This is a genomic window from Marinomonas sp. UCMA 3892 (genome assembly GCF_012726345.1).
Lineage (GTDB): Bacteria > Pseudomonadota > Gammaproteobacteria > Pseudomonadales > Marinomonadaceae > Marinomonas.
This window is the reverse complement of the sequence record NZ_PTXN01000005.1, coordinates 42,377-67,354: the sequence shown is the minus strand read 5'-3', so window position 1 is coordinate 67,354 and position 24,978 is coordinate 42,377. Positions and strand designations below refer to the sequence as shown.

General features: G+C 48.7%; 23 protein-coding genes and 2 pseudogenes. 21 read left to right on the top strand and 4 right to left on the bottom strand.

The features are described from left to right. Positions 1-4 precede the first annotated feature (4 nt). From B6N13_RS08180 to B6N13_RS08150, 7 genes are all read left to right on the top strand, one after another. Positions 5-1,159: an SAVED domain-containing protein gene (locus B6N13_RS08180; protein WP_011788465.1), complete on the top strand. Its 1,155-nt coding sequence runs from the start codon at positions 5-7 to the stop codon at positions 1,157-1,159. Next, positions 1,152-2,342, top strand: coding sequence for a nucleotidyltransferase (locus B6N13_RS08175; protein WP_011788466.1), 1,191 nt, complete (start codon positions 1,152-1,154; stop codon positions 2,340-2,342). The genes B6N13_RS08180 and B6N13_RS08175 overlap by 8 nt, the downstream gene beginning before the upstream one ends. Continuing rightward, positions 2,343-3,056 carry a hypothetical protein gene (locus B6N13_RS08170; protein ID WP_011788467.1) on the top strand — a complete coding sequence of 238 codons (714 nt, stop codon included), beginning with the start codon at positions 2,343-2,345 and terminating at the stop codon, positions 3,054-3,056. A gap of 117 nt (positions 3,057-3,173) precedes the next feature. Then, positions 3,174-5,324: a MobH family relaxase gene (gene mobH / locus B6N13_RS08165; protein WP_011788468.1), complete on the top strand. Its 2,151-nt coding sequence runs from the start codon at positions 3,174-3,176 to the stop codon at positions 5,322-5,324. A 48-nt stretch (positions 5,325-5,372) separates the two neighbouring features. After that, positions 5,373-7,196: a conjugative transfer system coupling protein TraD gene (gene traD / locus B6N13_RS08160; protein WP_011788469.1), complete on the top strand. Its 1,824-nt coding sequence runs from the start codon at positions 5,373-5,375 to the stop codon at positions 7,194-7,196. Between the two features lie 9 nt (positions 7,197-7,205). Then, a complete protein-coding gene (locus B6N13_RS08155; protein ID WP_011788470.1) occupies positions 7,206-7,766 on the top strand; it encodes a hypothetical protein in 561 nt (186 codons plus the stop codon). After that, complete coding sequence (locus B6N13_RS08150) at positions 7,753-8,388, top strand: DUF4400 domain-containing protein (RefSeq protein ID WP_011788471.1); 636 nt, start codon at positions 7,753-7,755, stop codon at positions 8,386-8,388. The genes B6N13_RS08155 and B6N13_RS08150 overlap by 14 nt, the downstream gene beginning before the upstream one ends. A 26-nt stretch (positions 8,389-8,414) precedes the next feature. On the opposite strand, the gene B6N13_RS08145 is transcribed toward B6N13_RS08150, so the two are convergent. Beyond that, positions 8,415-9,002 (bottom strand): hypothetical protein, encoded by a 588-nt coding sequence (locus B6N13_RS08145; RefSeq protein WP_011788472.1) that lies wholly within the window; start codon positions 9,000-9,002, stop codon positions 8,415-8,417. A 288-nt stretch (positions 9,003-9,290) separates the two neighbouring features. On the opposite strand from B6N13_RS08145, the gene traL reads away from it, so the two are divergent. The 8 genes from traL to cueR (B6N13_RS08100) all read left to right on the top strand — a co-directional run bounded on the left by traL (position 9,291) and on the right by cueR (B6N13_RS08100) (position 16,794). Then, positions 9,291-9,572: a type IV conjugative transfer system protein TraL gene (traL, locus tag B6N13_RS08135; protein WP_011788474.1), complete on the top strand. Its 282-nt coding sequence runs from the start codon at positions 9,291-9,293 to the stop codon at positions 9,570-9,572. After that, the gene (locus B6N13_RS08130; protein ID WP_000667170.1) at positions 9,569-10,195 is read left to right on the top strand and encodes a TraE/TraK family type IV conjugative transfer system protein; all 627 of its coding nucleotides are present in this window, start codon (positions 9,569-9,571) and stop codon (positions 10,193-10,195) included. The genes traL and B6N13_RS08130 overlap by 4 nt, the downstream gene beginning before the upstream one ends. Further along, on the top strand, positions 10,176-11,075 hold the full coding sequence (locus tag B6N13_RS08125) for a type-F conjugative transfer system secretin TraK (protein ID WP_011788475.1): 900 nt from the start codon (positions 10,176-10,178) through the stop codon (positions 11,073-11,075). Before B6N13_RS08130 ends, B6N13_RS08125 begins: the two co-directional genes overlap by 20 nt. A gap of 2 nt (positions 11,076-11,077) precedes the next feature. Further along, positions 11,078-12,367 (top strand): TraB/VirB10 family protein, encoded by a 1,290-nt coding sequence (locus B6N13_RS08120; RefSeq protein ID WP_011788476.1) that lies wholly within the window; start codon positions 11,078-11,080, stop codon positions 12,365-12,367. Between the two features lie 74 nt (positions 12,368-12,441). Continuing rightward, positions 12,442-13,014 carry a TraV family lipoprotein gene (locus tag B6N13_RS08115; RefSeq protein ID WP_015066557.1) on the top strand — a complete coding sequence of 191 codons (573 nt, stop codon included), beginning with the start codon at positions 12,442-12,444 and terminating at the stop codon, positions 13,012-13,014. Then, on the top strand, positions 13,011-13,400 hold the full coding sequence (gene traA / locus B6N13_RS08110) for a TraA family conjugative transfer protein (RefSeq protein WP_011788478.1): 390 nt from the start codon (positions 13,011-13,013) through the stop codon (positions 13,398-13,400). Before B6N13_RS08115 ends, traA begins: the two co-directional genes overlap by 4 nt. Positions 13,401-13,808: 408 nt before the next feature. Continuing rightward, on the top strand, positions 13,809-16,304 hold the full coding sequence (locus tag B6N13_RS08105) for a heavy metal translocating P-type ATPase (RefSeq protein WP_011788479.1): 2,496 nt from the start codon (positions 13,809-13,811) through the stop codon (positions 16,302-16,304). 25 nt (positions 16,305-16,329) lie between these two features. Beyond that, on the top strand, positions 16,330-16,794 hold the full coding sequence (gene cueR, locus B6N13_RS08100; protein ID WP_011788480.1) for a Cu(I)-responsive transcriptional regulator: 465 nt from the start codon (positions 16,330-16,332) through the stop codon (positions 16,792-16,794). An 86-nt stretch (positions 16,795-16,880) separates the two neighbouring features. Here cueR (B6N13_RS08100) and B6N13_RS08095 read toward each other — a convergent pair. From B6N13_RS08095 to istA (B6N13_RS08085), 3 genes and pseudogenes are all read right to left on the bottom strand, one after another. Beyond that, positions 16,881-17,330, bottom strand: a pseudogene (locus tag B6N13_RS08095) (Cd(II)/Pb(II)-responsive transcriptional regulator). Between the two features lie 570 nt (positions 17,331-17,900). Next, positions 17,901-18,656 carry an IS21-like element ISSpu5 family helper ATPase IstB gene (istB, locus tag B6N13_RS08090; protein WP_011788481.1) on the bottom strand — a complete coding sequence of 252 codons (756 nt, stop codon included), beginning with the start codon at positions 18,654-18,656 and terminating at the stop codon, positions 17,901-17,903. A gap of 11 nt (positions 18,657-18,667) precedes the next feature. Further along, positions 18,668-20,209 carry an IS21-like element ISSpu5 family transposase gene (gene istA / locus B6N13_RS08085; protein ID WP_011788482.1) on the bottom strand — a complete coding sequence of 514 codons (1,542 nt, stop codon included), beginning with the start codon at positions 20,207-20,209 and terminating at the stop codon, positions 18,668-18,670. A gap of 101 nt (positions 20,210-20,310) precedes the next feature. Here istA (B6N13_RS08085) and B6N13_RS08080 point away from each other — a divergent pair, with 101 nt between their 5' ends. The 6 genes and pseudogenes from B6N13_RS08080 to B6N13_RS08055 all read left to right on the top strand — a co-directional run bounded on the left by B6N13_RS08080 (position 20,311) and on the right by B6N13_RS08055 (position 24,950). Continuing rightward, complete coding sequence (locus tag B6N13_RS08080) at positions 20,311-20,574, top strand: hypothetical protein (protein WP_011788483.1); 264 nt, start codon at positions 20,311-20,313, stop codon at positions 20,572-20,574. A gap of 34 nt (positions 20,575-20,608) precedes the next feature. Continuing rightward, positions 20,609-22,114 (top strand): IS21-like element ISSpu15 family transposase, encoded by a 1,506-nt coding sequence (istA, locus tag B6N13_RS08075; RefSeq protein WP_063529287.1) that lies wholly within the window; start codon positions 20,609-20,611, stop codon positions 22,112-22,114. Then, positions 22,107-22,877: an IS21-like element ISSpu15 family helper ATPase IstB gene (gene istB / locus B6N13_RS08070; protein ID WP_063529288.1), complete on the top strand. Its 771-nt coding sequence runs from the start codon at positions 22,107-22,109 to the stop codon at positions 22,875-22,877. Before istA (B6N13_RS08075) ends, istB (B6N13_RS08070) begins: the two co-directional genes overlap by 8 nt. Before the next feature lie 531 nt (positions 22,878-23,408). Beyond that, positions 23,409-23,834: a Cu(I)-responsive transcriptional regulator gene (gene cueR / locus B6N13_RS08065; protein ID WP_011788488.1), complete on the top strand. Its 426-nt coding sequence runs from the start codon at positions 23,409-23,411 to the stop codon at positions 23,832-23,834. Positions 23,835-24,017: 183 nt separating this feature from the next. Continuing rightward, a pseudogene (locus B6N13_RS08060) lies at positions 24,018-24,167 on the top strand (IS4 family transposase); the annotation flags it as partial. A 429-nt stretch (positions 24,168-24,596) separates the two neighbouring features. Then, entirely contained in the window at positions 24,597-24,950 is a 354-nt protein-coding gene (locus tag B6N13_RS08055; protein ID WP_011788489.1) for a metalloregulator ArsR/SmtB family transcription factor, read from the top strand. Positions 24,951-24,978: the final 28 nt, after the last annotated feature.

Here is a 24,978-nt window from a genome sequence, read left to right as displayed (position 1 = left end):
TTGAATGGTCGCTAAAGTCACAAGACCCATAGACCGTAAAGTTGAGCGAGAACTTTGGGCTCGTGCCGCTGCTCGTTGTCAGTTTAGCGGGTGTAATAAATTGCTATACAAATCAGCGGTGACTCAGGAATCGGTCAATGTCTCTCAAAATGCTCATATTTACGCATTTTCTGAGAATGGGCCTCGTGGTTGGGGACTCTTTAAAACTAAGCCAACCAGTTTGAATGACGTCAGCAACCTCATGTTGCTGTGCTATGACTGTCACAAAAAAATTGACCAGAAAGGCAGCGAAGATAGGTATCCAGCCGACCTCTTGATTAGTTGGAAAATGCAGCATGAGCAACGTATAGAAATCCTCACAGGCATTGCTCCTGATCGCAAATCAAATGTTGTTTTATATGGTGCCAATATTGGAACTGAAAGATCACCGATTAATTATCACGGTTGTGTTGAGGCAATGTTTCCGAATTGGTATCCGGCAACTGAAAAGCCAGTGACCCTATCCATGGTATCAGAGCTGAAGGATCACTCTGAACAATATTGGCAAGCAGAGTCGCAACACCTAACGAAGCGTTTTCAAAGTAAAATTTCATCGATCATCGAAGAAGATTCTTGTAAGCATTTTTCATTGTTCGCGTTAGCTCCTCAACCATTGTTAATAAAACTTGGCGCTTTGCTTACCGACAAAATTGAGGTTGAGACTTATCAGCTGCATCGAGAGCCTAAAGGCTGGTTTTGGCAAGACTGTTCAGATGATTTTGAGTACATCATCAACAGACCTCAAAATATGGAGGGAAAGCCAGCCCTGCTACTTTCTTTGAGTGACCATGTGTCGCATGAGCGAATTACTGGGGTTCTAGGGCCAGATACATCGATTTGGGAAGTGACTATCAAGCAGCCTCATAATGATTTCATGCAGTCAAAGCAGCAGCTCTCCTTGTTCAGAAAGTGCATAAGAAAGCTGATTGTTGAAATCAAAAATACACACGGGGCTGCCACGCCACTGCAAATTTTTCCTGTGATGCCAGTATCGTGTGCCGTCGAATTAGGACGGGCCAGAATGCCTAAGGCTGATATGCCATGGCTTATTTATGACCACGACATAAAAACACAACAATTCGTAATGGCAGTCGAGCTTCGAGGAGATCTACATGAGTAATACTAAAAGTAACGACGTTCTAAACACAATTCTGGAAAAAATTGAGCTACCAGACAGTGCTTATGAAAAGGCTGAAAAACGCTATAAGGATCTAGGTGATTGGTTACATCGCCCAGAGTCAACATGCGTGAATTTTGATCCCCACGTGTTTTCTCAAGGTTCCTTTCGTCTAGGTACGGCGATTAGGCCCGATTCAGAAGAACAGTATGACCTAGATATGGGGTGCAATCTTCGGCGTGGCCTGGATAAAACGTCTATCACTCAAAAGCAACTAAAGCACCTAGTCGGTCATGAATTAGAGCTTTATCGAAACGCCAGAGGCATTAAGGAAGAGCTAGCCGAGAAGAAACGTTGTTGGCGCTTAGAGTATGCCGATGGGCTTAGCTTTCACATGGACATAGTTCCGTGTGTGCCAGAGAGTGATACAGGAAGAGGACTGTTGAAAAAGCGGATGGTCGAAAACTCTAAGTTTGATGAAAACTTGGCTCAAAACGTGTCTCAGCTTGCAGTTTCGATTACCGACAACACAGATTCCACTTATGCAGTTGTGGATGAAAATTGGCGTATCAGCAATCCTGAAGGATATGCTCGATGGTTTGAAACGCGCATGAAGACGGCACGGTTAGTAATAAACGAACGTGAAATGCGATTTAAAGCCAGTATAGATAGTCTGCCATATTATCAATGGAAGACACCCTTACAACAGGTGATCCAATTATTGAAGCGTCATCGTGACACTATGTTCAAAAACAATGAGGATAGTAAGCCAATATCGGTAATCATCACTACATTGGCAGCTAAATCATATAAAGGTGAAAGTGATTTGGCTTCAGCGTTGAATACGGTGCTCTCCGAGATGGATGACCATATTTCTGCACAAGCGCCAATGATTCCGAACCCAGTTAACCCAGCCGAAGATTTTGCAGACAAGTGGTATGACGAAAAATCTGCTCAATACCGATTACAAGAAAACTTTTATAAATGGCTGTATCAAGCTAGAGCTGATTTTAGTGCTCTTTGCTCAAGTGATGATACGCAACGAATAGTAAATGCGGCGCAAAATGGTTTGGATCTGAAGCTTGATTCAAGTTCGGTAGCACGTCTCTTGGGGATTCCTGCGGTGACAGCAAAACCAACTTTCGCAATTCAATCATCTGATCCAAAGCCATGGTTTAAGCAATAGATGAAGCACTGGAAGGCTGTAGGCCTAGAGGCTTTTCTCTCGGCCTATCCGAACATTAGATTGGTAGATGTCCATGCAGATAAGGTTGAGTTGCAGGGAGAGTATCTGTTAAAAGCACAGCTAGCTGGAAGTCGGTTTATAGAGCGAACATTTTCTCTAAGGATTATATGCCCAAGTAATTATCCTAGGGCTTTACCAGTGGTGTTTGATACCGCTGGTTACTTTCCTCGTAATCAGGACTTCCATACTTACTCTGATGGATCATTTTGTCTTGGCTCAGACCTGAAAATTAAGTCAATTTTGAAAACCGACTCGTCATTGACAACCTTTTTCGAAAAGATTGTTGTCAGGTTTCTTTATTCGGTGTCCCATAGGGTTGAATTTGGCAACTTTCCCTATGGCGAACTGGACCATGGTGAGAAAGGCCTGATTGATGATTATTCTCAGTTGTTCAATGTCAATGGTAAAGCATCAGTTCTACGGGCACTGAAAGCGTTAGGTTTGCGCAAGCGTGAGGCAAATAAATTACCGTGTCCATGTGGTTGTGGTGATCGTCTTGGCTCGTGTGACTATCGGTTTGTCTTGAACGAGTTTCGCCAAGTTGAGCGACGCCGATGGTTTCGCGATCACCTACAAGAAGCTTTTACACCGATTGAAAAACCCAAAAGGAGAGTTGGAAAAAAAACTAAAAGGCCAAGTAGAAATACGCCTTAGCTTGATAAGCTCTCTCGGGCATTTTATGGCATATGTGTTAATACATATCGGATTTTTGAGTCTAATGAACCGGCAACAGCAGATTGAACCTTCACACTATCGTGTCGGAGGTTCATCATGTTCAAAAAACTATTTTTTCAAGCCAAAGCAATACCAGAGCTGTCATCTCAACTGGATGCAGACATTCCACGCTATCCGCCATTTCTGAAGGGGTTGCCTGCTGCGTCACCCGAGGAATTGCAGTCCACACAAGACGAGCTAATTGCCAAACTGCGCCAGGTACTTGGCTTCAACCAGCGTGATTTTCAAAAGCTGATTCAGCCCTGCATTGATCATCTGGCTGCTTATGTTCATTTGTTGCCAGCTTCTGAGCATCATCATCACAGTGGCGCTGGTGGTTTATTACGTCATTCTTTGGAAGTTGCTTTCTGGGCGGCACAAGCAGCTGAAGGGATCATCTTTGTTGCCAGTGGCACACCGGTTGAGAAAAAAGAGCTAGAGCCAAGGTGGCGTGTTGCGGCGGCATTAGGCGGTTTGTTCCATGATATTGGTAAGCCCGTTTCAGACTTGTCTATCACTGACGAAGATGGACGCTATCAGTGGAACCCTTTTTTAGAAACCTTATCTCAATGGACCACAAATAACAGCATTGAACGCTATTTTATTCGCTGGCGCGACGGACGGTGCAAGCGGCACGAGCAATTTTCAATTCTGGTGTTAAACCGGGTGATGACACCTGAGTTGCTCGCCTGGTTAACCCAGCCGGGCCCAGAGATTTTGCAAGCCATGCTAGAAGCAATTGGCAATACCGATCCCGAGCATGTCCTGTCTAAACTGGTCATTGAAGCTGACCAAACCAGTGTCCAGCGAGACCTGAAAGCTCAACGAATTTCCGTTGACGACAACGCCCTTGGTGTCCCAGTCGAACGCTATCTACTTGATGCCATGAGGCGATTGCTTGCCAGTTCTCAGTGGTTAGTTAATCAGCGAGACGCCAGAGTCTGGGTACAAAAATCCAATCAATCAACCCATCTTTACCTGGTTTGGAAAAGCGCGGCTAAGGACATCATTGAGCTATTGGCCAAAGACAAGATACCTGGCATTCCAAGAGATCCCGATACCCTTGCGGACATCCTCATTGAGCGGGGATTGGCCACAAAATCAGCCTCAAATGAGCGATATGAAAGCCTTGCCCCTGAAGTGCTGATCAAAGACGACAAGCCAATCTGGTTACCCATGCTGCATATATCTGAGGCCGATTTATTGTTCAGCTCGAATGTACCAAGTAGCGTGACACTGTTTAGCAAATCTGAGTGGGAAGCAACACAGCAAACACAAGCAGAACCTCAGAGTCGTTCCAGTGAGCATCCAGACTTGCCTGAAGCGTCATCATCAATCGAACATAGCAATTCGGCACAGTCGCCATCAACAAAACCGTCCGACCAAGATGATGAACTTCGTCTTGCTAGTGATGTTAATAACCACCAGGCAACTGAAAACGTTCCGGGTGATGGATGTGAAAAGCCTAACAATTCATATGATGGCGCTATCTCAAATAACGTAAACCAGTACGATGCAGATTCATTGAATCTCCCTGAATCTTTGGCGTGGCTCCCAGAGGCCAGCAGTGCGTTGATTATGGTTGGTGAGCAAGCCCTGATCCGCTATCCCGATGCCGTAAGACCTTGGTGTGCCCCCCGAAAACTACTTGCTGAACTCAGTCGATTAGATTGGCTTGAACTAGATCCCGCAAACCCGACACGTAAGGCCAGAACTGTGACTACGAAGGATGGCGTTCAGGAGCAAGGGTTACTACTGAAAGTATCGATTTCTAAGGGGCTTACTGCACTGATAGACATCTCCAAACAAGACGAAGAATCAGTGGCAGCAATTCAGAACAAAGAGGCTTCACAGCGTCCGAGTCGAACTGAGACAACCAGTGCCCAAGCAAAAGAGCTCGCCACAAGAGCTGAGCGCAAGCAAACGCCGATTGCGCCCAATGCGAACTCAAGTACAGACCCCAAACACGCACAGCGGCAACAGATGGTTAATTTTGTGAAAGATTTGCCCATCTTACTGACCGATGGCGATTACCCAGACGTGGATCATAGTGCCGATGGTATTCGCGTCACGATTCAAACCTTACGTCAAGTCGCCAAGGAGCATGGCATTCCAGCCGGACAGCTGCTTCGGGGGATCTCGGCCAGTGACCAATGCCAGTTTGATGAGGGGGAAACGGTTCTGTTTACCGCTCACGCTAAACGTTAATCCATTTGAAATTAAGTGGATTGCAAACGGTTATTTTGCGGAGCATGAATGAAAGAAAACGCATACGAAATGCCCTGGCGCACGAACTATGAGGCCATGGCAGCAGCAGGTTGGCTGGTGGTTGGGGCCACTGGGGCGATTGCCGCAGAAATGCTGACTGAGCTACCACCTGAGCCATTTTGGTGGATGACAGGGATTTCCTCGGGCATGGCGTTGTATCGCCTGCCTGAGGCTTACCGTCTTTATAAGTTGCAGAAGGGGCTAAAAGGCAAACCATTGGCATTTATGGCGCTGTCGCATTTGCAAAAGGTAATGGCAAAACATCCTGATGAATTGTGGTTAGGTTATGGCTTTGAGTGGGACCAACGCCATGCCCAACGCGCTTATGAAATCCTAAAGCGGGATAAGCAAACCTTGCTTAACCAAGGTCACGGCAAACAAATGGGTTCGACCTGGATTCATGGTGTCGAGCCCAAAGAAGAAGATGTGTACCAGCCAGTTGGTCACACCGAGGGGCATACCTTAATTGTCGGTACGACCGGTGCCGGAAAAACCCGATGCTTTGATGCGATGATCACTCAGGCCATTTTGCGTAATGAAGCCGTGATTATTATTGACCCTAAGGGAGACAAGGAACTTAAGGATAATGCGCAGCGAGCCTGTATTGCCGCCGGTAGTCCTGAGCGCTTTGTGTATTTTCATCCGGGTTTTCCTGAGCATTCGGTACGGCTTAATCCCCTTAGAAACTTTAACCGGGGCACTGAAATTGCCAGCCGAATTGCGGCACTAATCCCATCTGAAACCGGTGCTGATCCATTTAAAGCCTTTGGCCAAATGGCATTGAACAACATAGTGCAAGGTCTGTTGCTTACGTCACAACGTCCTGATCTGAAAACACTGAGGCGATTCTTGGAAGGTGGCCCAGAAGGCTTGGTAGTAAAAGCCGTCACAGCCTGGGGTGAGCAGGTGTATCCGAACTTTAGTGTGGAGATCAAGCGCTTTACCGAAAAGGCCAATACCTTGGCTAAACAAGCCATGGCGATGCTGCTTTTCTACTACGAACGCATTCAGCCCGTTGCCGCCAATACCGATTTGGAAGGACTTTTGAGTATGTTTGAGCATGACAGAACCCACTATTCCAAGATGGTGGCCTCACTGATGCCGGTGCTCAATATGCTCACATCAAGTGAATTAGGGCCACTGTTATCACCGATTGCAAACGATGTGGATGACAGCCGGTTAATTACGGATTCTGGCCGTATTATCAACAATGCCCAAGTGGCGTATATCGGCTTGGATTCATTAACTGACGCCATGGTTGGCAGCGCCATTGGTTCGTTGCTTTTGTCCGATCTCACTGCTGTGGCCGGTGATCGCTATAACTATGGTGTTGAAAATCGTCCCGTAAATATCTTCATCGATGAGGCGGCTGAAGTCGTCAACGATCCCTTCATTCAACTGCTCAACAAAGGCCGTGGCGCAAAAATGCGTTGTGTAATTGCTACTCAGACCTTTGCTGACTTTGCAGCTCGTACAGGCAGTGAAGCTAAGGCTCGCCAGGTGTTAGGTAACATCAACAACTTGATAGCCCTTCGGGTGATGGATGCCGAAACGCAGCAGTACATTACCGACAATCTGCCTAAGACTCGGTTGCAGTACATCATGCAAACTCAAGGTATGTCGTCCAACTCGGACAGCCCCGCGTTGTTTACCGGCAATCATGGCGAACGCTTGATGGAGGAAGAAGGCGATATGTTTCCACCGCAGTTATTAGGCCAGCTTCCCAACCTGGAGTACATCGCCAAGCTTTCAGGTGGCCGCGTGATCAAAGGCCGCATTCCTATTTTAACCAGCTCTACACAGGCAGCATAAGGAGTCTGTATGCATCATTCTGTCTGTCTGAAAATGACAACACTTACCAGTAAAGAAATGCTCGCTCAGTGGCAGCAACATAATCCCCAGTTCAAGGAAACCTTAAGACTACTTGAAACCGACTGGCCTCATGCTTTGGCCTCAGTGCACTGTTTGGCGGACTATTTAACAGATGCGCTCACTTTAGATGGCCATTCCATCTTTGATTTGTGTCTGTGTAATGGCTTGGGCAGTTATGAAGAAGTCAGTTGTGATGATGATAGTGTACGCCTTTGGCATTTCATTGAGGCACTGACCTGGGCTGCCGCCAGTGCTTTAACGGGGATTCGCCTGCGTGATCCTGACCATTTCGAGTGGGCCGCCGTGGATGGTGTGTATTTCCACACCTGGATTCGTAATCGTCCAAATCGGATGGCGTATTTGGCTGAAGGACGTATTGATGTGCGTTATGTCAGTGACCATACATCGACAAAGCGGCTTCAGCAAGTGATTAAAGCTCGGATTATGACGCCAACCGTTGCAGCCATGCTGGCGCGAGTAGAAGAGGATGTTTGGCATGAGCAAGCATAAGTCCGTTTGGCTGCTGTGTCTGGCACTGATGCTGGAGATTATTGCCATTGGCGTGTTAGTGCCCGGTGATTGGACTGGCCGGGTCATCAGTAAAGAGAAGCAGATGATCCAAAACCAATTGGGCGCACAAACAAGCTATTGGATTGGTCAAACTAGCCATCGCTGGTATCAGTCATGGATTGTGGATACGCAGATGGAGCAATCTGTGCGTGATTTTCTAATCCCCACTGAAGAACAGCGACTTCGTTCTAAAGGGATGGAGAACATGGGAGGCTTTTGGTTTGTGTGGGTAGAAGACCGTATTCAGGCATTTTTTGATGTGCTGTACCAAGTGTTCACTCGATTTGCGTTGCTGATGGTCTGGTTGCCCTTTGCGCTTATTCTCATGTTGCCGGCGTTGTGGGATGGCTTAATGACCTGGAAGATTAAGAAGACAACATTTGATTTTTCGAGCCCTATCATTCACCGCTACAGCATGATTATCCTGGGCTCAGGTGTCATTTTGCTGTTTATGGGATTGTTCGCCCCACTGGCTATTCCACCGGTGGTGTTACCGTCGCTGATCATCGGTTTGGCATTGATGGCGGGGTTGGCGTTAAGTCACTTGCAGAAGAAGATATGAGGCCCATCAGGCCTCATCTTGTAGAGCTAAAACCTTACGCCTACGGTATTGCCGTTCTCGTCTTCAGCAGGCAAATGGTAAGTATCAATAAGGTGGCCTTGAAGCCAAATATATTGAGGCATCCAAAAAGAGTACTGTCGTATAAGAGCCAATACTTCTTTTAACGGTTTGTTTGCATGAGGCTCGGCAAGACGAAAGTACATGAATGAGCAATCATCTCGAAAATACTCATGAAGCTCTGAATCCGATAGCGTTTCTTTTAGCGGCCTGTTTTGTTCGTCGTCCTCATCAGGGGAGTTGGCATAAATTTCAAATAGCTGCTTTTCAGTAAGTATCTCCAATAAGTGGTCTTTAATTAAAACCCCATCACTGGTATCGACATCCATACCATCTTTGACATCAAAAGCCATGACACATCCAGAAGATAATGCCACTTCTGATGGTTTCAGTACGTCATTAGCTTGTACAACCTGATGCCAATGATTAAAACCAGCAGATACTGCAATTTCATCGAGTGCTTCAGTGTGTGTAATGGATTTTTCACGTTTAAGCTTTCGTGCTTTTTGCTTTAAACGTTCAACCGAGGCAGAGGAAATGATTTTAGTAATTTGCATTGAGTTTCTCCTATTAGCGAATACGGTGCCCACTGCCGAGGTCGCAGAAAAAACCTAAGCAAAAAATAAATTTGATATGCATGTCGTCCCGTCCGGGTTTGCTAAAGTGGGCAGCTGGTCTCGACACGACCAATATCCCCATCATATCAACCGCATCAAAAAGATCAATTGTTAGTATTGTCTGATTAGAACCCTCAAAACCTTCAAGAATTCGGCATCTAGCTGACCACTGAAGCTGCCAATCCCGAGGCATCCTTCACTTCTCAATTCAAACAACGAGGAGTGACTATGGAACCTGTAAATATTCCATCCTATATCGATGACCCGCCGCACTTCCTGCTTTGGAGTGCCGATGAGATGGCTCCCATTCTGTTGGGGCTAGTGATCGGCATTTTTACCGGTAATGCCTTGGTTTTATGCCTGTTGGGGTTGGTAACAACCAAGCTCTATCGGCGTTTTCGTGATGGCCGCCCAGATGGTTTTATTCTTCACGCCATCTACTGGGGCGGACTGTTGCCAACCAAAGCCAAGACGATCCCTAACCCATTTATCAGGAGCTATCTGCCGTGAAGTTCGACGTGTTTTTAAAATCATGGCAAGGCACGCAATTAGAGAACCGATGGCAACGGTTCCTGATTGCAGTGCTGGTGCTATCTAACTTGCTGCTTGCGGTAGCGGCATTTTCTCGCAATACCGTGGTAGCCATTCAACCGCCAACCTTGTCTGAAACGGCTGAAGTGTCACGAAACCAGGCTACTCAGCCTTACTTGGAATCCTGGGGGCTCTACCTGGCTGAGCTTATGGGCAACGTGACGCCGGGTAATGTGTCTTTTATCCGGGTTGCTATTGAGCCGCTACTTTCTCCAGCGGTGTACCAGCAAGTGGTCGATGCACTGGAGATTCAGGCAAGACAAATCCGGGAAGACCGAGTCACGCTCAAATTCCAACCCAGACAAGTGGAGTATGAGTATGAAACCGGCCATGTCTTTGTGACCGGTTATTCCTTGGTCTCTGGACCATCTGGAGATGAACAGCGCCAAACTCGCACCTATGAGTTTGACATCGATATTGAGCAATACCGTCCAAAGCTCAGTTGGATGGATACGTATGAGGGGCAAGCTAGAACGAAGCGAGTTCGTGAAAAGTTGACCCAAGAGCAAAACCGGAGGGTGAATGATGCGAACCAAAATTAGTCGATGGATGATACCAAGCTTAATCGCAATGAGCTTGAGTGGCGTCCTGTTATCTCAAGCTTCTTATGCAGACGTGGAATTGCCGATTGTACCAGCCAGTGTGATGAAGCAGTCTGCTACTGCAAATCCACCGGTTCAAAGCAATTCGGTTGCAGCGGATACGCCAACAATGCTACTGATGACACCGGGGGTTAATGAACTGATCCCTGTAGCACTTGGTCATCTGAATCGGATTGTGACGCCGTTTGAATCGCCTCAGGTGAGAACAACCAGTGATGCTCAGACGCAAATCAAGGGGAATGTTGTATATGTAGCCACGGACAAAGAATCACCGGTTTCACTTTACATCACTCCGCCTGGTCAGGAAGCTCCCGCATTATCTGTCACCTTAGTACCTCGTCGTATTCCACCGCGTGAAATCACCTTAGCTATTGATGGTCAGCAGTGGCCTATTAAGGGCGTCGTGAACCGAAAAGCCGCCACTTGGGAAACGGCTCAGCCATACGTCGATAGCTTACGTGATTTACTCAGACGCCTTGCACTAAATGAGTTACCACAAGGCTATGACATCCGTTTAGCTGGCCAAACTGACACAAGCCCGAAATGTTTTCAGCCTGGCTTAAAGTTTGGTTTTAAACAGGGGCAAATTGTGACGGGACATTACTTCACCGTCTATGTAGGACTGGTTGAAAGCTTTGCCGATGAGCCGATAGAAGCCAGTGAGATAGCCTGCAATGCACCAGGTATAGTGGCAAGCGCCTACTGGCCTCGCAATATCTTGTTGCCGGGCGAAAAGACTGAGTTGTATGTGGTTGTTCGCAATCATCGTGAAGAAGCGGTGGAAAGTCAGCGACCTTCGCTTCTTGTAGGAGGTGAATAACGATGAAAGCACAATGGGAGCAATTGAGCCCGAACATGAAGCGGGGCCTATCGGTTGCAGGTATTGCTGGTGGTCTCATCCTTATGGTGATGGTGTTTTCACCTAATCCTGACGATGGCGCGAACAGTCGGAACCGGCAGGAAACGATCCGGCACATTCTTACGGATACCAATACTCGTGATGTTGGGGTCGATAGTTTGGCTGCGAACGTAAAACTACTCAGTGAGCGCAATGAACAGTTACGTCGTGAAGTTGAGCGCTTGCGTCGTGACGTCGATTCAGGACGGCTAAGCCCAGGTTCGCCTTCTATACCAAGTGAGGTCAATGCGGAGTTGGTTCGCCTTCGAGCGGAACTTAATGATGTTCGCGCTGGAGGTGATGCAGCAGTTGAAGGCACAAATAGCCGTTTTGAAGTGCCTTTATCTGCCATGGAATTGCCTAAAGACGAAAAGCCACTGCCGTCTAACCCAGACGACTATTTTGCCAATGCGCCGCTGCCAGATCCGCTCTATCGGCAGCCAGCCAGTGGCCAAGGTTCACGAGCACGGGATGTTCCATTGCCGCCAATCACGATTCGTATGATTGAGCCTGAAGTGGTTGCTGAACCAGAGGTTGTTGTGCAAGAAGCGCCGCCTTTGTATTTACCGGCGGGCAGCATCATCTCAGGTACTTTGATCACAGGTTTGGATGCACCTACTCACGAGTCCGCAAGACGCGAACCTTTTCCTGCATTGCTGAGGATTCAAAAGGAAGCCATTTTACCCAACCGATTTAGAGCGGATATCAAAGAGTGTTTCTTGATCGCCGCAGGTTACGGTGATTTGAGCTCTGAGCGTGCTTATTTGCGAGGCGAGACCATTTCATGTGTGAGAGAAGACGGTGGCGTCATTGAAACACGACTGGATTCTTATGCTGTAGGTGAAGACGGCAAAGCCGGCATTCGTGGCCGATTGGTGTCGAAACAAGGCCAGCTGGTGGCCAAGTCGATGATGGCCGGATTCCTTCAGGGCTTGGCTGGCGCATTTGATGTAAATCCTGTTCCGACGATTCAGACGGGTAATGCCGGTGATACTCAGCTGTACCAGCAAGTCATGAGCCAAGAAGCATTACAAGGCGCTGCGATTAAAGGCACAGGTAAAGCATTGGATAGAGTGGCCAAGTTCTATTTGGACATGGCTGAAAATATGTTCCCAGTCATAGAGGTAGACGCTGCAAGGAAAATTGAAGTCATAGTCACTCGTGGTGCCTCGTTGTCGTTGGCCACTTCTCAAGGGGGTGGTGCAAGAAGATGAAAAAATCCTGCATGTTGCTAACCGATCGAAGTCCGTTTCAGACAATAAGATGTGTATCCAGAGGAGAGTTAACCATGACGACATCAATGCAGAACAACCCAAAGCACCAGTCAAAACAGTGGTCTAAAGCTGGATTACTTTTATTGGCAGTCGGCTCAACCTTATTGTCTGGCTGTAGTTCATTGGGTCTTGGGAGTAGTGAATATGGATGCCCAGGTATGCCTGACGGTGTGCGCTGTTTATCTGCTCGTGAAGTCTATGAGCTTACCAGTTATGGCGCTGCACCCAAGACGATTGATGCTGTGGCGACTCGAATTGGTTCTCCCTCTGGGTATTCACAATCTGATTTAGAGACAGGACTGCTGAGCCATCCAGCATTACCCGAGACGCAGCAATCTGCACCTATTCGCATTCCTTCAAGGGTAATGCGGATTTGGATTGCGCCTTGGGAGGATGACCGTGGAGATCTGAATTTATCCAGCTACGTGTTTACCGAAATTGAACCGCGCCGGTGGGATATTGGGGTGTCAGCACCTCGAACGGTTTCGCCAGTGCTACGTCCACTTCAGACTCAAAGCGATTCAGCCTCAGCGGGAGCTGATGGTAAGCGCGATAACTTGAGTATCTACGGAGAAACTAACGAATGACAAATGCAGTTCGCAGCATTCAGACTCAGCGCCTAATGACCATTGGTGCGCTTGGTTTAATGGCGTTAATGATTTCGGAGCCCTCATTTGCAGGCACCGGTGGTGATGCTTTCACCGATGTGTGGGATACCCTAAAAGATTGGACCCAAGGTACTTTGGGACGGATCGTAGCGGGAGCCATGGTTCTGGTGGGTATTGTGGGCGGTATCGCTCGCCAAAGCTTGATGGCCTTTGCCTTGGGCATTGGTGGCGGTATGGGTCTCTACAACACACCAACAGTCGTTGAAAGTGTCATGTCTGCAACTTTACCTGTTGTTGCTAGCACTCAAGAAGTCATTGGCACAACAATTCCAGCAATCAGCGCCGTTTTACTGGGCACCTTATAACAATAAAAAACGCCCAAGCGGCCAGATTTCTGACGGCTTGGGCGTCATCCCACCCCGTCCCCGATTACCATGACGGCGTTTCAGTTAATAGGTTTCCCATTCACTTAGCTTGATTACAAGCAGCGGCCATGAATACCGAAAAGAATGCTAGCGCCGCCACTGCAAAAGGCAGTTAGCGGGGCTTTTCTTGAGGGAGCACATTCAAACAGGCTACTAGCCTGATATTTTGAGATTTAGGCGCTCGTTTCTTTTGAGTTAGAGTTACACACTACCAAACAGCTGGATGAATATCAGGAATGATGGCGCTTCATTTGTTGTGTTCATGAGGTTAAAAATAATACGCTTGACCTTCCCATCATGGTAAGCCCTAGACTGTTTAATATCTGAACCAACAATGAGAAATACATCATGAGCATTCATAAAAACCAGCTCTCCAGCAATGCTGAAGCCCGGGTTAGCTTACCTATTGAGGGTATGACCTGTGCAAGTTGTGTAGGACGAGTTGAAGCAGCTTTAAACAAAGTTGAAGGCGTCGTAAACGCAAGTGTCAATCTTGCGACTGAGCTGGCGGATATTCATCTTAAAGCTCCTGTTGATCGACTGAAGTTAATCGAAGCAATTGAAAAGGTAGGATATGAAGTTCCTGTAACATCCGTTGAACTTTCAGTGCAAGGTATGACATGTGCTTCGTGTGTTGGCCGTGTTGAAAAGGCACTCTTAGCGGTTGATGGTGTAAAGGCGGCAACGGTTAACCTTGCAACTGAGAGGGCAACTATTCGCGGAGTGGCTGGCATAGACGATCTCATATCTGCTATTCAAAAAGTTGGCTATGAAGCCCGTGTCATCGATACCCAAAATCAGGTCAGTAATGAGTCTGAAGTAAGAAAGGACGCAGAGAAGGCTTTATTAAAGAAAGATTTAGTTATTGCAACAGCACTGGCTCTGCCGGTATTTGTTCTCGAAATGGGATCTCACATGATTCCAAGAATGCAACACTGGGTGATGAATACCATTGGGATCCAGGAAAGCTGGTACGTCCAGTTTGTATTGACATTGTTAGTCTTAGTGGTTCCAGGTCGTCGATTCTACATGAAAGGCATTCCTGCTCTTACGCGGCTTGCTCCTGACATGAATTCACTGGTCTCTGTCGGGACTATTGCTGCTTTTGGTTATTCTGTGGTTGCTACGTTTGTACCATACCTTTTGCCTGAGGGTACCGTTAATGTGTACTACGAAGCTGCTGCAGTGATTGTCGCTCTCATTCTTTTGGGACGATTTATGGAGGCGAGAGCTAAGGGGAGAACGTCTGAGGCTATCAAACGCTTAGTAGGCTTGCAGGCTAAGGAGGCGCACGTGCTCCGTAATGGCGTAATGAATGATATTCCTGTCAAAGACGTTGTGCTTGGAGACATTATCGAAGTTCGCCCGGGAGAAAGGATTCCGGTCGATGGAGAGGTAAGTGAAGGTACCAGTTTTATAGATGAATCGATGATAACTGGTGAGCCTATACCAGTGGAAAAAATCGTTGGCAGTGGAGTTGTCGGAGGGACTGTGAACCAGAAAGGAGCACTGAGGTTGCGTGCTACTGCGGTTGGTGGTCAGACAATGCTGTCACAAATCATACGGATGGTAGAACAGGCCCAGGGGTCAAAGTTACCTATACAAGCTGTTGTGGACAGAGTGACATTGTGGTTTGTTCCAGCTGTGATGTTGGCAGCACTTTTTACATTCCTGATTTGGTTAGTATTTGGTCCATCACCAGCCCTGTCTTTCGCATTGGTTAATGCTGTGGCAGTGCTAATCATTGCATGTCCATGTGCAATGGGACTCGCGACACCGACATCTATCATGGTTGGTACAGGTCGTGGTGCAGAAATGGGAATTTTATTCCGCAAGGGAGAAGCCCTACAGTTACTCAAAGATGCCAAAGTTGTTGCTGTAGACAAAACCGGAACTCTGACTGAAGGTCGTCCAGTCATGACAGATCTGGAACTAGCTCAGGGTTTTGAACGTAATGAGGTATTAGCAAAAGTTGCCGCAGTTGAATCACGTTCTGAGCACCCTATTGCTCGCGCTATTGTTGAGTCGGCAGAAGGAGACGGCATTTTACTGCCAGAGCTTACTGAGTTTGATTCAATCACTGGTATGGGAGTACGAGCGACTGTTGAAGGGAGCCTTGTAGAAGTAGGCGCTGATCGATTTATGCGTGAGTTAGCATTGGAGGTAACGTATTTTTCCCGGATTTCTGAACGCCTCGGGAATGAGGGGAAATCACCTCTCTATGTTGCTATAGATGGTCGGTTGGCTGCAATTATTGCTGTAGCTGACCCTATTAAATCAAGTACTCCAGTAGCTATAAAGGCATTACATCAGCTTGGTCTCAAGGTCGCCATGATTACCGGTGACAATGCGAATACAGCTCAGGCTATTGCTAAACAATTAGATATTGATGAAGTGGTTGCGGAAGTGTTACCTGAAGGCAAAGTTGAAGCGGTGCGTCGACTGCAAGAAAATTACGGTAAAGTTGCTTTTGTCGGCGATGGGATAAACGATGCCCCGGCACTTGCAGTTGCAGATATTGGACTTGCAATTGGTACAGGAACAGATATAGCCGTGGAGTCAGCTGATGTTGTCTTAATGTCAGGAAACTTGCAGGGAGTTCCTAATGCTATTGGATTGTCTAAGGCAACAATCGGTAACATCAGACAAAATCTCTTTTGGGCATTTGCTTACAATGCAGCATTGATTCCAGTGGCTGCAGGACTGCTATACCCAGCTTATGGAATACTGCTCTCTCCAATTTTTGCAGCAGGGGCGATGGCGCTATCAAGCGTGTTCGTTCTGGGAAACTCATTGCGTCTGCGTCGGTTCCAGCCTCCTTTGGTTGAGGACGCTGAGCATTAACGCTGAGCATTAACAAGGTGGGCTTATGAATATCGGAGAAGCATCGCGTAAATCAGGAATATCCACCAAGATGATTCGTTATTACGAGCAAATTGGATTAATCCCTGCCTCCGAGCGTACGGAGTCAGGTTATCGTAAGTATGCTCTCAATGATGTTCATAGATTGGTTTTTATTCGTAGTGCCCGAGATCTCGGGTTCTCTCTGGAAGATATAGAAGGCTTGCTTACGTTATGGAATGACAAATCTCGCCAGAGCATTGATGTTAAACGCCTGGCTCAGGAGAACATTGCTGACTTAGAACGACGTATGGAAAGTATACGTCAAATGACTGAGAAACTACGAGTTTTAATCCGGAGTTGTGCTGGGGATGAGCGGTCAGAATGTCCTATTCTTAGGACATTAACCAATGCTTCGGGCAAAGCCCGCACCGTAAACCGAGGAGGAGCGGTACAGCGCCGCTCTGGAGATAAGCTGAGCGGCAAAATGTAGTACTTTAAATTGGCCCATAATGGTGTAAGACTACGCAGTTTTAACACCATCACATTTTTTTCATTTTAAACAAGCGCGTGGCATCACTAATGCCCCCCTAAATGGTTGGTTGGTGCGGTTAAGGAAAGATCGCTATCACTTTCATCAGCTGTCAATTTTTGGACTATGCAACATTTATCTATGCTGCGGTCAGCGCTACAAAAAGCATTCAGCTCCTTACGTTGCTCTTCTAACGCTACTAATTCTTTGATTCGATGCTGAATGTGAATTAGGTGGGCGTTGATGATTGCATCTATCGGGCCACATTCTTTACCCTGATTATTGATTGCTAACAGCAAAGCGCGAATTTCCTCATGGGTCATATCGAGAGAACGGCAGCGGCGGATGAATAGTAGTTTTTCAAGACGGGTTTTGTCGTAGTGACGATAATTATTTCCTATGTCTCGTAAAGGTGCCTGCAGTGGACCTTCTTTCTAGTAGTAACGAATCGTTTCTACCGGACAGCCTGCTTTACGCGCCAACTCACCAATTTTCATATATCCCTCGTTTGAACTTGACTCTGTAGTTAGATTAGGGTCTTCAGTAGTCAGTATAGTAAACATATTGGGCAAGTGGTCCCGCAAAAAAGTAAAACTCTAGTAGGAAGGAAGCTGCTAGTTGTATTTAAAAATTAAGCTTGGTTGTGGGAGGCAAGATTCAGAAATCAGGCGAATTGAACAAGGCGAATGGTCATTTGTATGTTCATAATGATTGCAACCATTCGCATGTTGAAAAAGACCTAAATCATGATAAGCCTACTTACAAAGGTTGTGGCCATGACCATGACCAGAAATCGCATGATCAAGATGATCATGGCCTTAGTGGAGACTGTTGCGCGGCTGCGCCTACAAAGATTAAATAATCTGGGGGGGGCGAACTGAAATCCGCATTATGCAAATGGATTGTCCTGTAGAGGAAAAACTGATTAAAAAGAAATAAGGGGATGTATATGGCAGTTATGGGTGCGTAAACCGCTGAAGGTTGCCACCCATTCCATGTGAAGCCTGCCACCCGGACCGGAGCAAGGCTGCCACCCATCGGAGCGTAGCGACGCGGGGTTTCTCTTCTTACTCCGAAGTCTCGGTGGCCGTCAACTTTGCCTGTTGTTTTCGCATGGATTCGCCCCGCAGGTTGATCTTGTAGGCGTTGTGTACGAGCCGATCCAGAATGGCGTCTGCCAGAGTGGCGTCACCGATTACGCCATGCCATTCCTCGATGGGTAATTGGCTAGTGGCAATGGTGGAGCGCCTGCCATGCCGGTCTTCCAGCACCTCCAGCAAGTCTCGCCGATTCTCGGCGCTCAGTTTCATCAGCCCCCAGTCATCCAGGATCAGCACGTCGACCTTGGCCAGATCCGTCAGGAGTTTTGAGTATTGGCCATCGCCTTTGGCAATGGTCAGCTCCCGTAGCAGTCGGGTCAGGCGGACGTACTGGGCGGTGTAACCCTCCCGGCAGGCTTTGTGTGCCAGAGCACAGGCCAGCCAGGTTTTCCCGACCCCGGTGGGACCGGTGATCAGCGCGTTCAGGTGTTCCTTCACCCACTGGCAGCTGGCTAGGCCCTGGATAAGCCCTTTATCCAGGCCGCGTGAGTTCCGGTAATCAATGTCTTCGAGGATGGCGGCGTGTCGCAGTTTGGCCCGGCGTAGCCGGCTGCTCATGCGCCGGTTGTCCCGTTCCGTCATTTCCCGGTCGACCAGCAGCCCGAGGCGCTCCTCGAAGCTCAGATCGGTGATGTCGGGGGTGGCCGACTGATCCTCCAGGGCGGCGGCCATGCCGGTCAGTTTGAGGGCGTGGAGCTTATCCAGTGTGGGATGTTTCAACATGTCAGATTCCTTCAGTGGTAGTAGGCAGGGCCGCGGATGTTGTCGTGTGTGTCAGGTAAGGCCAGTTCTTGTTGCTCTTCCAGGGGCTGCTCATCCAGGCGGTGCTTGAGGATGGATTCGATGCTCTTGTATCGGCAGCTGCCCAGCATCAGGGCGCGTTGGCAGGCGGCCTCCAGCCGCGACCCGCCGTAGCTCTGCCCCAACCGGAGAATGCCCAGACAGGACCGATAGGCCTGTTGCGGATGCTTTCTTGCCCCCAGCGCGGTACGGATAAGCTTTTCAGTTGCCGGTCCAGTCTTGGCTGCCCAGGCGGTCAGTCGCTCTGGGTTCCACTCGCCGGCTTGGCGGTGGGACTCCGGCATGTGAGCGGCGATGGTGCTATGCCGACCCTTCTGATCCGAACGCCGGTGGCTGGCGATCCGGTTGCCTCGGTGGAAGCATTCGATGGTGTTGTGGGTGATCCGGACCTCCACCTCTTTCTTGATCAGGGTGTAGGGCACCGAGTAGTAATGCCCATCGATGGCCACGTGGTAGTCGATGTGTACCCGGGCTTTTTTCCACTCGGCGTAGACATACGGCTCGGCGGGTAGCGGTTGTAGAACCGGCTGGTCCAGCTGTTTGAAGTGATCAAGCCGGCACCCGGGCAACTTGCGGAAGGGGCGGCTATTGAGCTTCTCCAACAGCTCACGGATGGTGGCGTTGAGCTGCCCCAGGGAGAAGTGCTGACGGTGGCGCAGGGCCGCCAGGATCCAGCGCTCAACGATCAATACGCCACCTTCCACCTTGGCCTTGTCACGGGGCTTGCGAACCCGTGTGGGGACAACGGCCACGCCATAATGGCTAGCCATATCCTGATAGGTCGGATTGAGATCCGGCTCGTAGCGATGGGCCTTGCTGACGCCGGAACGGAGGTTATCCGGAACCACCAGTTCCGGCACGCCGCCCAAGAACTCGAAAGTCCGGATGTGAGAGCCGATCCAGTCCGGCAGTGTCTGGCTCCAGGTGGCCTCGGCGTAGGTGTAATTGGACGCACCCATCACCGCCACAAAGACTTGCGCCTCATGGATCTCACCGGTGGTGCGATCAATGACGGGCACCGTGTGCCCAGCATAGTCCACGAACAGCTTTTCACCGGCTCGGTGGTCCTGACGCATCACCAGATCCAGCTTGCCCTGCCAGGCCCGGTAGTGCTCGCAGAACCAGCTGTACTGGTAGCCATCCGGATTGGCTTCCCGGTACTCCTGCCAGAGCAGGAACAGGGTGACGTTCTTGCCCCGGAGCTCATCGTGGATCCGCTGCCAGTCTGGAATGCCTCGGACCTGTGCCGGTAGATCCGGTGGTGGCGGGAACAGCCGTTGCTCCAGCTGGGCTTCACTCAGATCCTCTGGCAGCGGCCAGCCAAGCTCCGCCTCAGCAGCACGCCGCAGATACTCGCTCACAGTGGGGCGACTGATGCCGCAGGCTGCGGCAACCTGTCGGTTGCTAAGCCCTCGCTCCCACTTGAGGCGAAGGACTTCTTTGATTTTACGCATGGATAACCTCTTCGCTGGCATCTGGCCCTCTCCGGATGAAAAGGAGCAGAGTACCGTTAGTTATCCCGCGCCGGACGTTTTGATGGGGGAATCAGGCAGCCTGCCAGGGTGGCAGCTTTGCCGTGGAATCAGTGGCAGCTTTCGCGTGGAATGGGTGGCAGGCTTCGTCTGGAATCAGTGGCAACCTTGGTCTGGAATACGCAGTTATGGGCCTTAATTCTAGACAGTGGCCAGAAGCTGCGATGATTATGGTGCTCTTTACTATTGCTGAACTCATTGAAGCAAAATCACTCGATAGAGCTCGAAATGCAATCGGATCTCTAATGAATATTGAACGACAATTAACTTGTCCGGTCGGCGACAACTATGTTGGCCGGTTGATCTGATACCGTCCGTCACGGATTCCATTAGGAGATAACCGTGTCGGGCAAACCCATCACAGATCAACAAATCAGGTTATATATGAATGAACGTAAACAAGGTCAAACCCAGCTTGCCGCTTCGGCAAAGTCTGGTTTATCAGAGCGATCAGGTCGCCGCATAGACAGCGGTGAACTGAACACAGAACCAACCCCCAAGCGTCAATGGCGCACTCGCAAAGACCCGCTTGCTGAGGTCTGGTCATCGGTGCTGGTACCACTACTCGAAGCGAACCCTGAACTATTGCCGCTCACGTTGTTTGAATACCTTCACGACAACTACCCCAATCAGTATGACAACACCGTACTGCGCACGTTGCAGCGACGTGTCAAAGCATGGAAGGTCAAACATGGCCCCGCAAAGGAAGTCATGTTCCGCCAAACTAAAGTGCCTGGGCGTTTGGGTTTATCGGACTTCACGCTCTTGAAAGGGGTTACGATTACAATACTTGGGCAGGTATTTTGCCATTTGCTATACCACTATCGCCTTGCCTTTAGCGGCTGGACGTACGCCAAAGTCATTTGCGGTGGTGAAAGCTATACCGCCTTGTCTACAGGGCTTCAGAATGCCTTATGGCGCAGTGGTGGCGCACCCCTTGAACACCGCACCGACAGCTTGAGTGCCGCCTTTAACAATCTGGCCGAGAAGGAACAGCTTACCGTTCGGTACGACGCCTTATGCCACCACTATCAACTCAAAGGCAGTCGTAACAACCCCGGCAAGAGCCATGAGAACGGTACAATAGAAGCGGCACACGGGCATTTAAAGCGACGTATGACTCAGGCCTTGCTGCTGCGAGGCGATACTGATTTTACGTCCCTTGAGGCCTATCAAGCCTTCGTGGATGGTATTGTCACCAAGATTAACCAGCAATGCCGCACCCGCTTTGAACAAGAGCGGCCGTTATTGCAGACACTGCCAAAACGGCGCACTCATGATTATGCGGAGCACAGTGTTCTGATTAGCAGCAGTAGCAGCTTTGACCTCAAACGGGTGACCTATACCGTACCGTCTCGCTTTATCGGCGAGCGGCTGTATGTTCAGCTGTATGACGAGCGCTTGGATCTGTTCAGTGGGCATGAGCAGATACTCAGCTTACCGCGTGTTTATGCCACCACAACCCAGCGCGGACGCAGTGTCGATTATCGCCATGTTATCGACTCCTTGGTTAAAAAGCCGGGGGCCTTCCGTTACTCGCAGCTGCGCGATGACTTATTACCCACCCCGGACTACCACCGTATCTGGCAGTATGTTGACGGCACACTGAATCCCCATGATGCCTGCCGTTACATCGTGCGCCTGCTGCACTTGGCCGCGACAGCTCAGTGCCAAGATAGCCTTGGTCGTTACGTACTCAAAAGCATTGAGGGGGGTGAATTACCCAGCAACTTACAGTGCAATAAGCGCTTTAGTACAGACACGGCCGTGATTCCACTCATTACGGCAAAGCAGCACCTGCTGGCTGATTACGATCAGCTGTTATGTGTGGAGGTGCAACATGGCTGATCTTGCCTCCCTCCCGATTCTCTTGAAGGAATTAAAGTTAAGTAGCTTCGCCCAGCACTGGGAAGGCCTTGCACAAAAGGCGCTGGATGAACAATGGTTACCGCAAACCTACCTTGCGGCTTTGTGTGAACACGAAGTGGGTGAGCGTCATCACAAGCGTTTACAACGCTATACCCGCGAAGCACAACTGCCACCGGGTAAGCCGTTGAGCCAATTTGATTTTAGTGTGGTAGAGGGGATTAATAAAAATCAGCTTATTGCCCTGGCGGATCAACAGCAGTGGGTTAATCAAGCCGAGAACGTGTTGTTGTTTGGTGCCAGTGGTGTGGGTAAAACCCATCTTGCCTGTGGTATTGGCTATGCCTTGTTGGCGCAAGGGGTGCGAGTAAAGTTCACTAGCGCTACCCATCTTGCTCAAAGCCTTCAGCAAGCAAAAGCGGCGTTGGTATTGACTGACGTGCTGGCTCGCATGGACAAATATACGGTGCTCATCATTGATGATATTGGCTACGTCAAAAAAAGCAGCCAAGAAACACAGGTATTGTTTGAATTGATTGCGCACCGCTATGAAACGGGCAGTTTGATTATCACCTCAAATCAGCCTTTTAGTGGGTGGGATCAGATCTTCGACGACAACATGATGACGGTGGCGGCGATTGATCGGTTAGTGCATCACGCCACTATTTTAGAGATAGGTGGCGAAAGCTACCGTAAAAAGGCGTCAATGATGAGAAAGGAGATGCCTATCGCTAACGACAATTAAACATCGTCAACCGGACAAGTTAATTGACGCGAACCGGACAAGGTAGTTGACGTTCAATAAATGAATTTGACTCTCAAAACTGCAATGGTCCAACTATCAGTATGAACGATGACACCTTGAGGCTGCCCTCGCCAGAACAGCGCCATGGTCAGCACATCGCATATGATGATGATTTGGTTAAAGCAATGGTTCAATGGGTAGATAATTTTTTGAACACTAGATGATCAGTGGAGTCAGATGAATTAAGTCGGCATTTATTTTTGAACTTTAAGAATTATTTATTATTAAACCATGTGGGAAATCTAAACGATCAAGATTTTAATATCATACAAAAAATCTATCGACTTCTCTTGACCTTCCGGTTAGGGGAAGGTTTAACCTGAAGTTAGGTGGGGGCTGGTGAGATTTTTGGGAACAGGTTAATGGTTACTTGGTTCAATGGATTAGGAAATTTCCTTCAATAAATGTTACCCGAAACTATGTTACTTAAAGCTAACTACAGTATTAGTAAAAATCATTTGGGAGGTGAAGATGAACATTGGTGATGCAGCCCGCTTATCGGGAGTTTCGGCGAAAATGATTCGTTACTATGAGGAGGTTGGGCTAATACCATCAGTCTCCAGAACAGAGGCTGGTTATCGGATCTACAAAGATGCCGATGTTTATAAGTTACATTTTATACGTCGATGTCGAGATCTCGGTTTTTCTCTGTCACAGGCAGGAGAGTTACTTTCTCTTTGGGGAAATCATTCGCGTCAGAGTGCAGATGTTAAAAGTATAGTTGAATCTCATATTAATGATTTAACCTTAAAAATTGAAGAATTTCAACGTATGGCATCAATTCTTACCACACTCTCTGCTTGCTGCGCGGGAAATGAAAAACCCGACTGCCCAATACTGAAGGCTCTCTACCTCGCGGATACTTCCCATCTGCAGGACATAGAAAGCTGCCCTTAAACTTTCGACTCCCTTCAATGTTATTAGGTGATCGCCATGGGTGGGAATACGCAGTTTAGCTCGAAAGCTAGACCTTTGTCGTCAGGATGAGGTCGCATGCGGCCTGATTTTTAATTTATTAAAATTCATATGATTAAAGTCAACTTTATTTAATCAGTGCTAACAAGTAAGTTTGTGAGTGATTGGAAGCTGCTGTGGTCAAAAGTCGAAAAGAAAAAAGTACCGAAGCGAACTCCAAGTGTTTATTGGGTTTGTATAAGTCTCGGAAAATTAGTGGGTTGGTTTGATTCAAAAAGGACGGGACGAGTCGGCAGGGAGCGGTTATGGGAAGGATAGTTTTACCACAAACCATCCTTGAAGGTTACCTGTTAGCCAAGTCTCTTGATCAATGAGATGTGATCAAGAGACAGGCACCTTGGTCAGGGCGCACTCGATTCGGACGATGCAGCTCGTGCAGGTCATGCCCTCGATGGGCAGGCTGATCGCTGCTACGGTGGCACGACCAGCACTTGTTAATGGCATGCTCAAGGTGTCTTCTCAAAATTGAAATTAGACATACAGGGTACTTGAGGGTTACTATGTTGTAAGGTTAAGCCCTATTTTGAGCGCTGCTGGTTTGGACGATTTCGCTGCGCATAGACGCGGCGCGCCTTGGCTCGCAGGCTGTCTCCTGATCTTTGTCGGCGAGTGCGATCAAATTATCGCAGCCTCGTTAATTCTGAACGGCATGAGTAGCTGTTCGAGAGTTGGAATTTTTGAGAAATGACTTTACGCAAACAAGTTAACGCGCCCCGCGGTGCAAGCGACGATCTGGCTTCTTTGTCACAGAATGACGTTACGATCCTGGCCGAGACCTTCCGCCTACTGGGCGACCCGTCTCGGTTGAGAATAATGCTGTGCTGCATGAAGGGTTCCTCCTCGGTTGGGGACATCGCGGAATCCCTCGAGCTTTCGCAGTCGCTGGTCAGTCACCACCTGCGGCTGCTGCGTGGAGCCCGCCTTGTGAAGGGGGTGCGCCAGGCCAAGCAAATTTTCTATGAGGTGGACGACAAGCATGTGAACCAAGTGCTGCTGGACATGTCCACTCACATCGTCGAAGAGCACAACGACGATTAGCCGCGGGCGAAGCGCTCGTTGCGATGCG

What these genes read in the sequence shown, in the direction of transcription:
- B6N13_RS08180 (WP_011788465.1), top strand. Translation starts at nt 5, where the DNA reads ATGGTCGCTAAAGTCACAAGACCCATAGACCGTAAAGTTGAGCGAGAA.
- B6N13_RS08145 (WP_011788472.1), bottom strand. Translation starts at nt 9,002, where the DNA reads ATGCAAATTACTAAAATCATTTCCTCTGCCTCGGTTGAACGTTTAAAG.
- B6N13_RS08125 (WP_011788475.1), top strand. Translation starts at nt 10,176, where the DNA reads ATGATGCGAACCAAAATTAGTCGATGGATGATACCAAGCTTAATCGCA.
- B6N13_RS08175 (WP_011788466.1), top strand. Translation starts at nt 1,152, where the DNA reads ATGAGTAATACTAAAAGTAACGACGTTCTAAACACAATTCTGGAAAAA.
- traA (WP_011788478.1), top strand. Translation starts at nt 13,011, where the DNA reads ATGACAAATGCAGTTCGCAGCATTCAGACTCAGCGCCTAATGACCATT.
- B6N13_RS08105 (WP_011788479.1), top strand. Translation starts at nt 13,809, where the DNA reads ATGAGCATTCATAAAAACCAGCTCTCCAGCAATGCTGAAGCCCGGGTT.
- cueR (WP_011788488.1), top strand. Translation starts at nt 23,409, where the DNA reads ATGAACATTGGTGATGCAGCCCGCTTATCGGGAGTTTCGGCGAAAATG.
- traD (WP_011788469.1), top strand. Translation starts at nt 5,373, where the DNA reads ATGAAAGAAAACGCATACGAAATGCCCTGGCGCACGAACTATGAGGCC.
- B6N13_RS08055 (WP_011788489.1), top strand. Translation starts at nt 24,597, where the DNA reads ATGACTTTACGCAAACAAGTTAACGCGCCCCGCGGTGCAAGCGACGAT.
- istB (WP_063529288.1), top strand. Translation starts at nt 22,107, where the DNA reads ATGGCTGATCTTGCCTCCCTCCCGATTCTCTTGAAGGAATTAAAGTTA.
- istB (WP_011788481.1), bottom strand. Translation starts at nt 18,656, where the DNA reads ATGTTGAAACATCCCACACTGGATAAGCTCCACGCCCTCAAACTGACC.
- B6N13_RS08155 (WP_011788470.1), top strand. Translation starts at nt 7,206, where the DNA reads ATGCATCATTCTGTCTGTCTGAAAATGACAACACTTACCAGTAAAGAA.
- B6N13_RS08170 (WP_011788467.1), top strand. Translation starts at nt 2,343, where the DNA reads ATGAAGCACTGGAAGGCTGTAGGCCTAGAGGCTTTTCTCTCGGCCTAT.
- B6N13_RS08115 (WP_015066557.1), top strand. Translation starts at nt 12,442, where the DNA reads ATGACGACATCAATGCAGAACAACCCAAAGCACCAGTCAAAACAGTGG.
- mobH (WP_011788468.1), top strand. Translation starts at nt 3,174, where the DNA reads ATGTTCAAAAAACTATTTTTTCAAGCCAAAGCAATACCAGAGCTGTCA.
- B6N13_RS08150 (WP_011788471.1), top strand. Translation starts at nt 7,753, where the DNA reads ATGAGCAAGCATAAGTCCGTTTGGCTGCTGTGTCTGGCACTGATGCTG.
- istA (WP_011788482.1), bottom strand. Translation starts at nt 20,209, where the DNA reads ATGCCAGCGAAGAGGTTATCCATGCGTAAAATCAAAGAAGTCCTTCGC.
- cueR (WP_011788480.1), top strand. Translation starts at nt 16,330, where the DNA reads ATGAATATCGGAGAAGCATCGCGTAAATCAGGAATATCCACCAAGATG.
- traL (WP_011788474.1), top strand. Translation starts at nt 9,291, where the DNA reads ATGGAACCTGTAAATATTCCATCCTATATCGATGACCCGCCGCACTTC.
- B6N13_RS08120 (WP_011788476.1), top strand. Translation starts at nt 11,078, where the DNA reads ATGAAAGCACAATGGGAGCAATTGAGCCCGAACATGAAGCGGGGCCTA.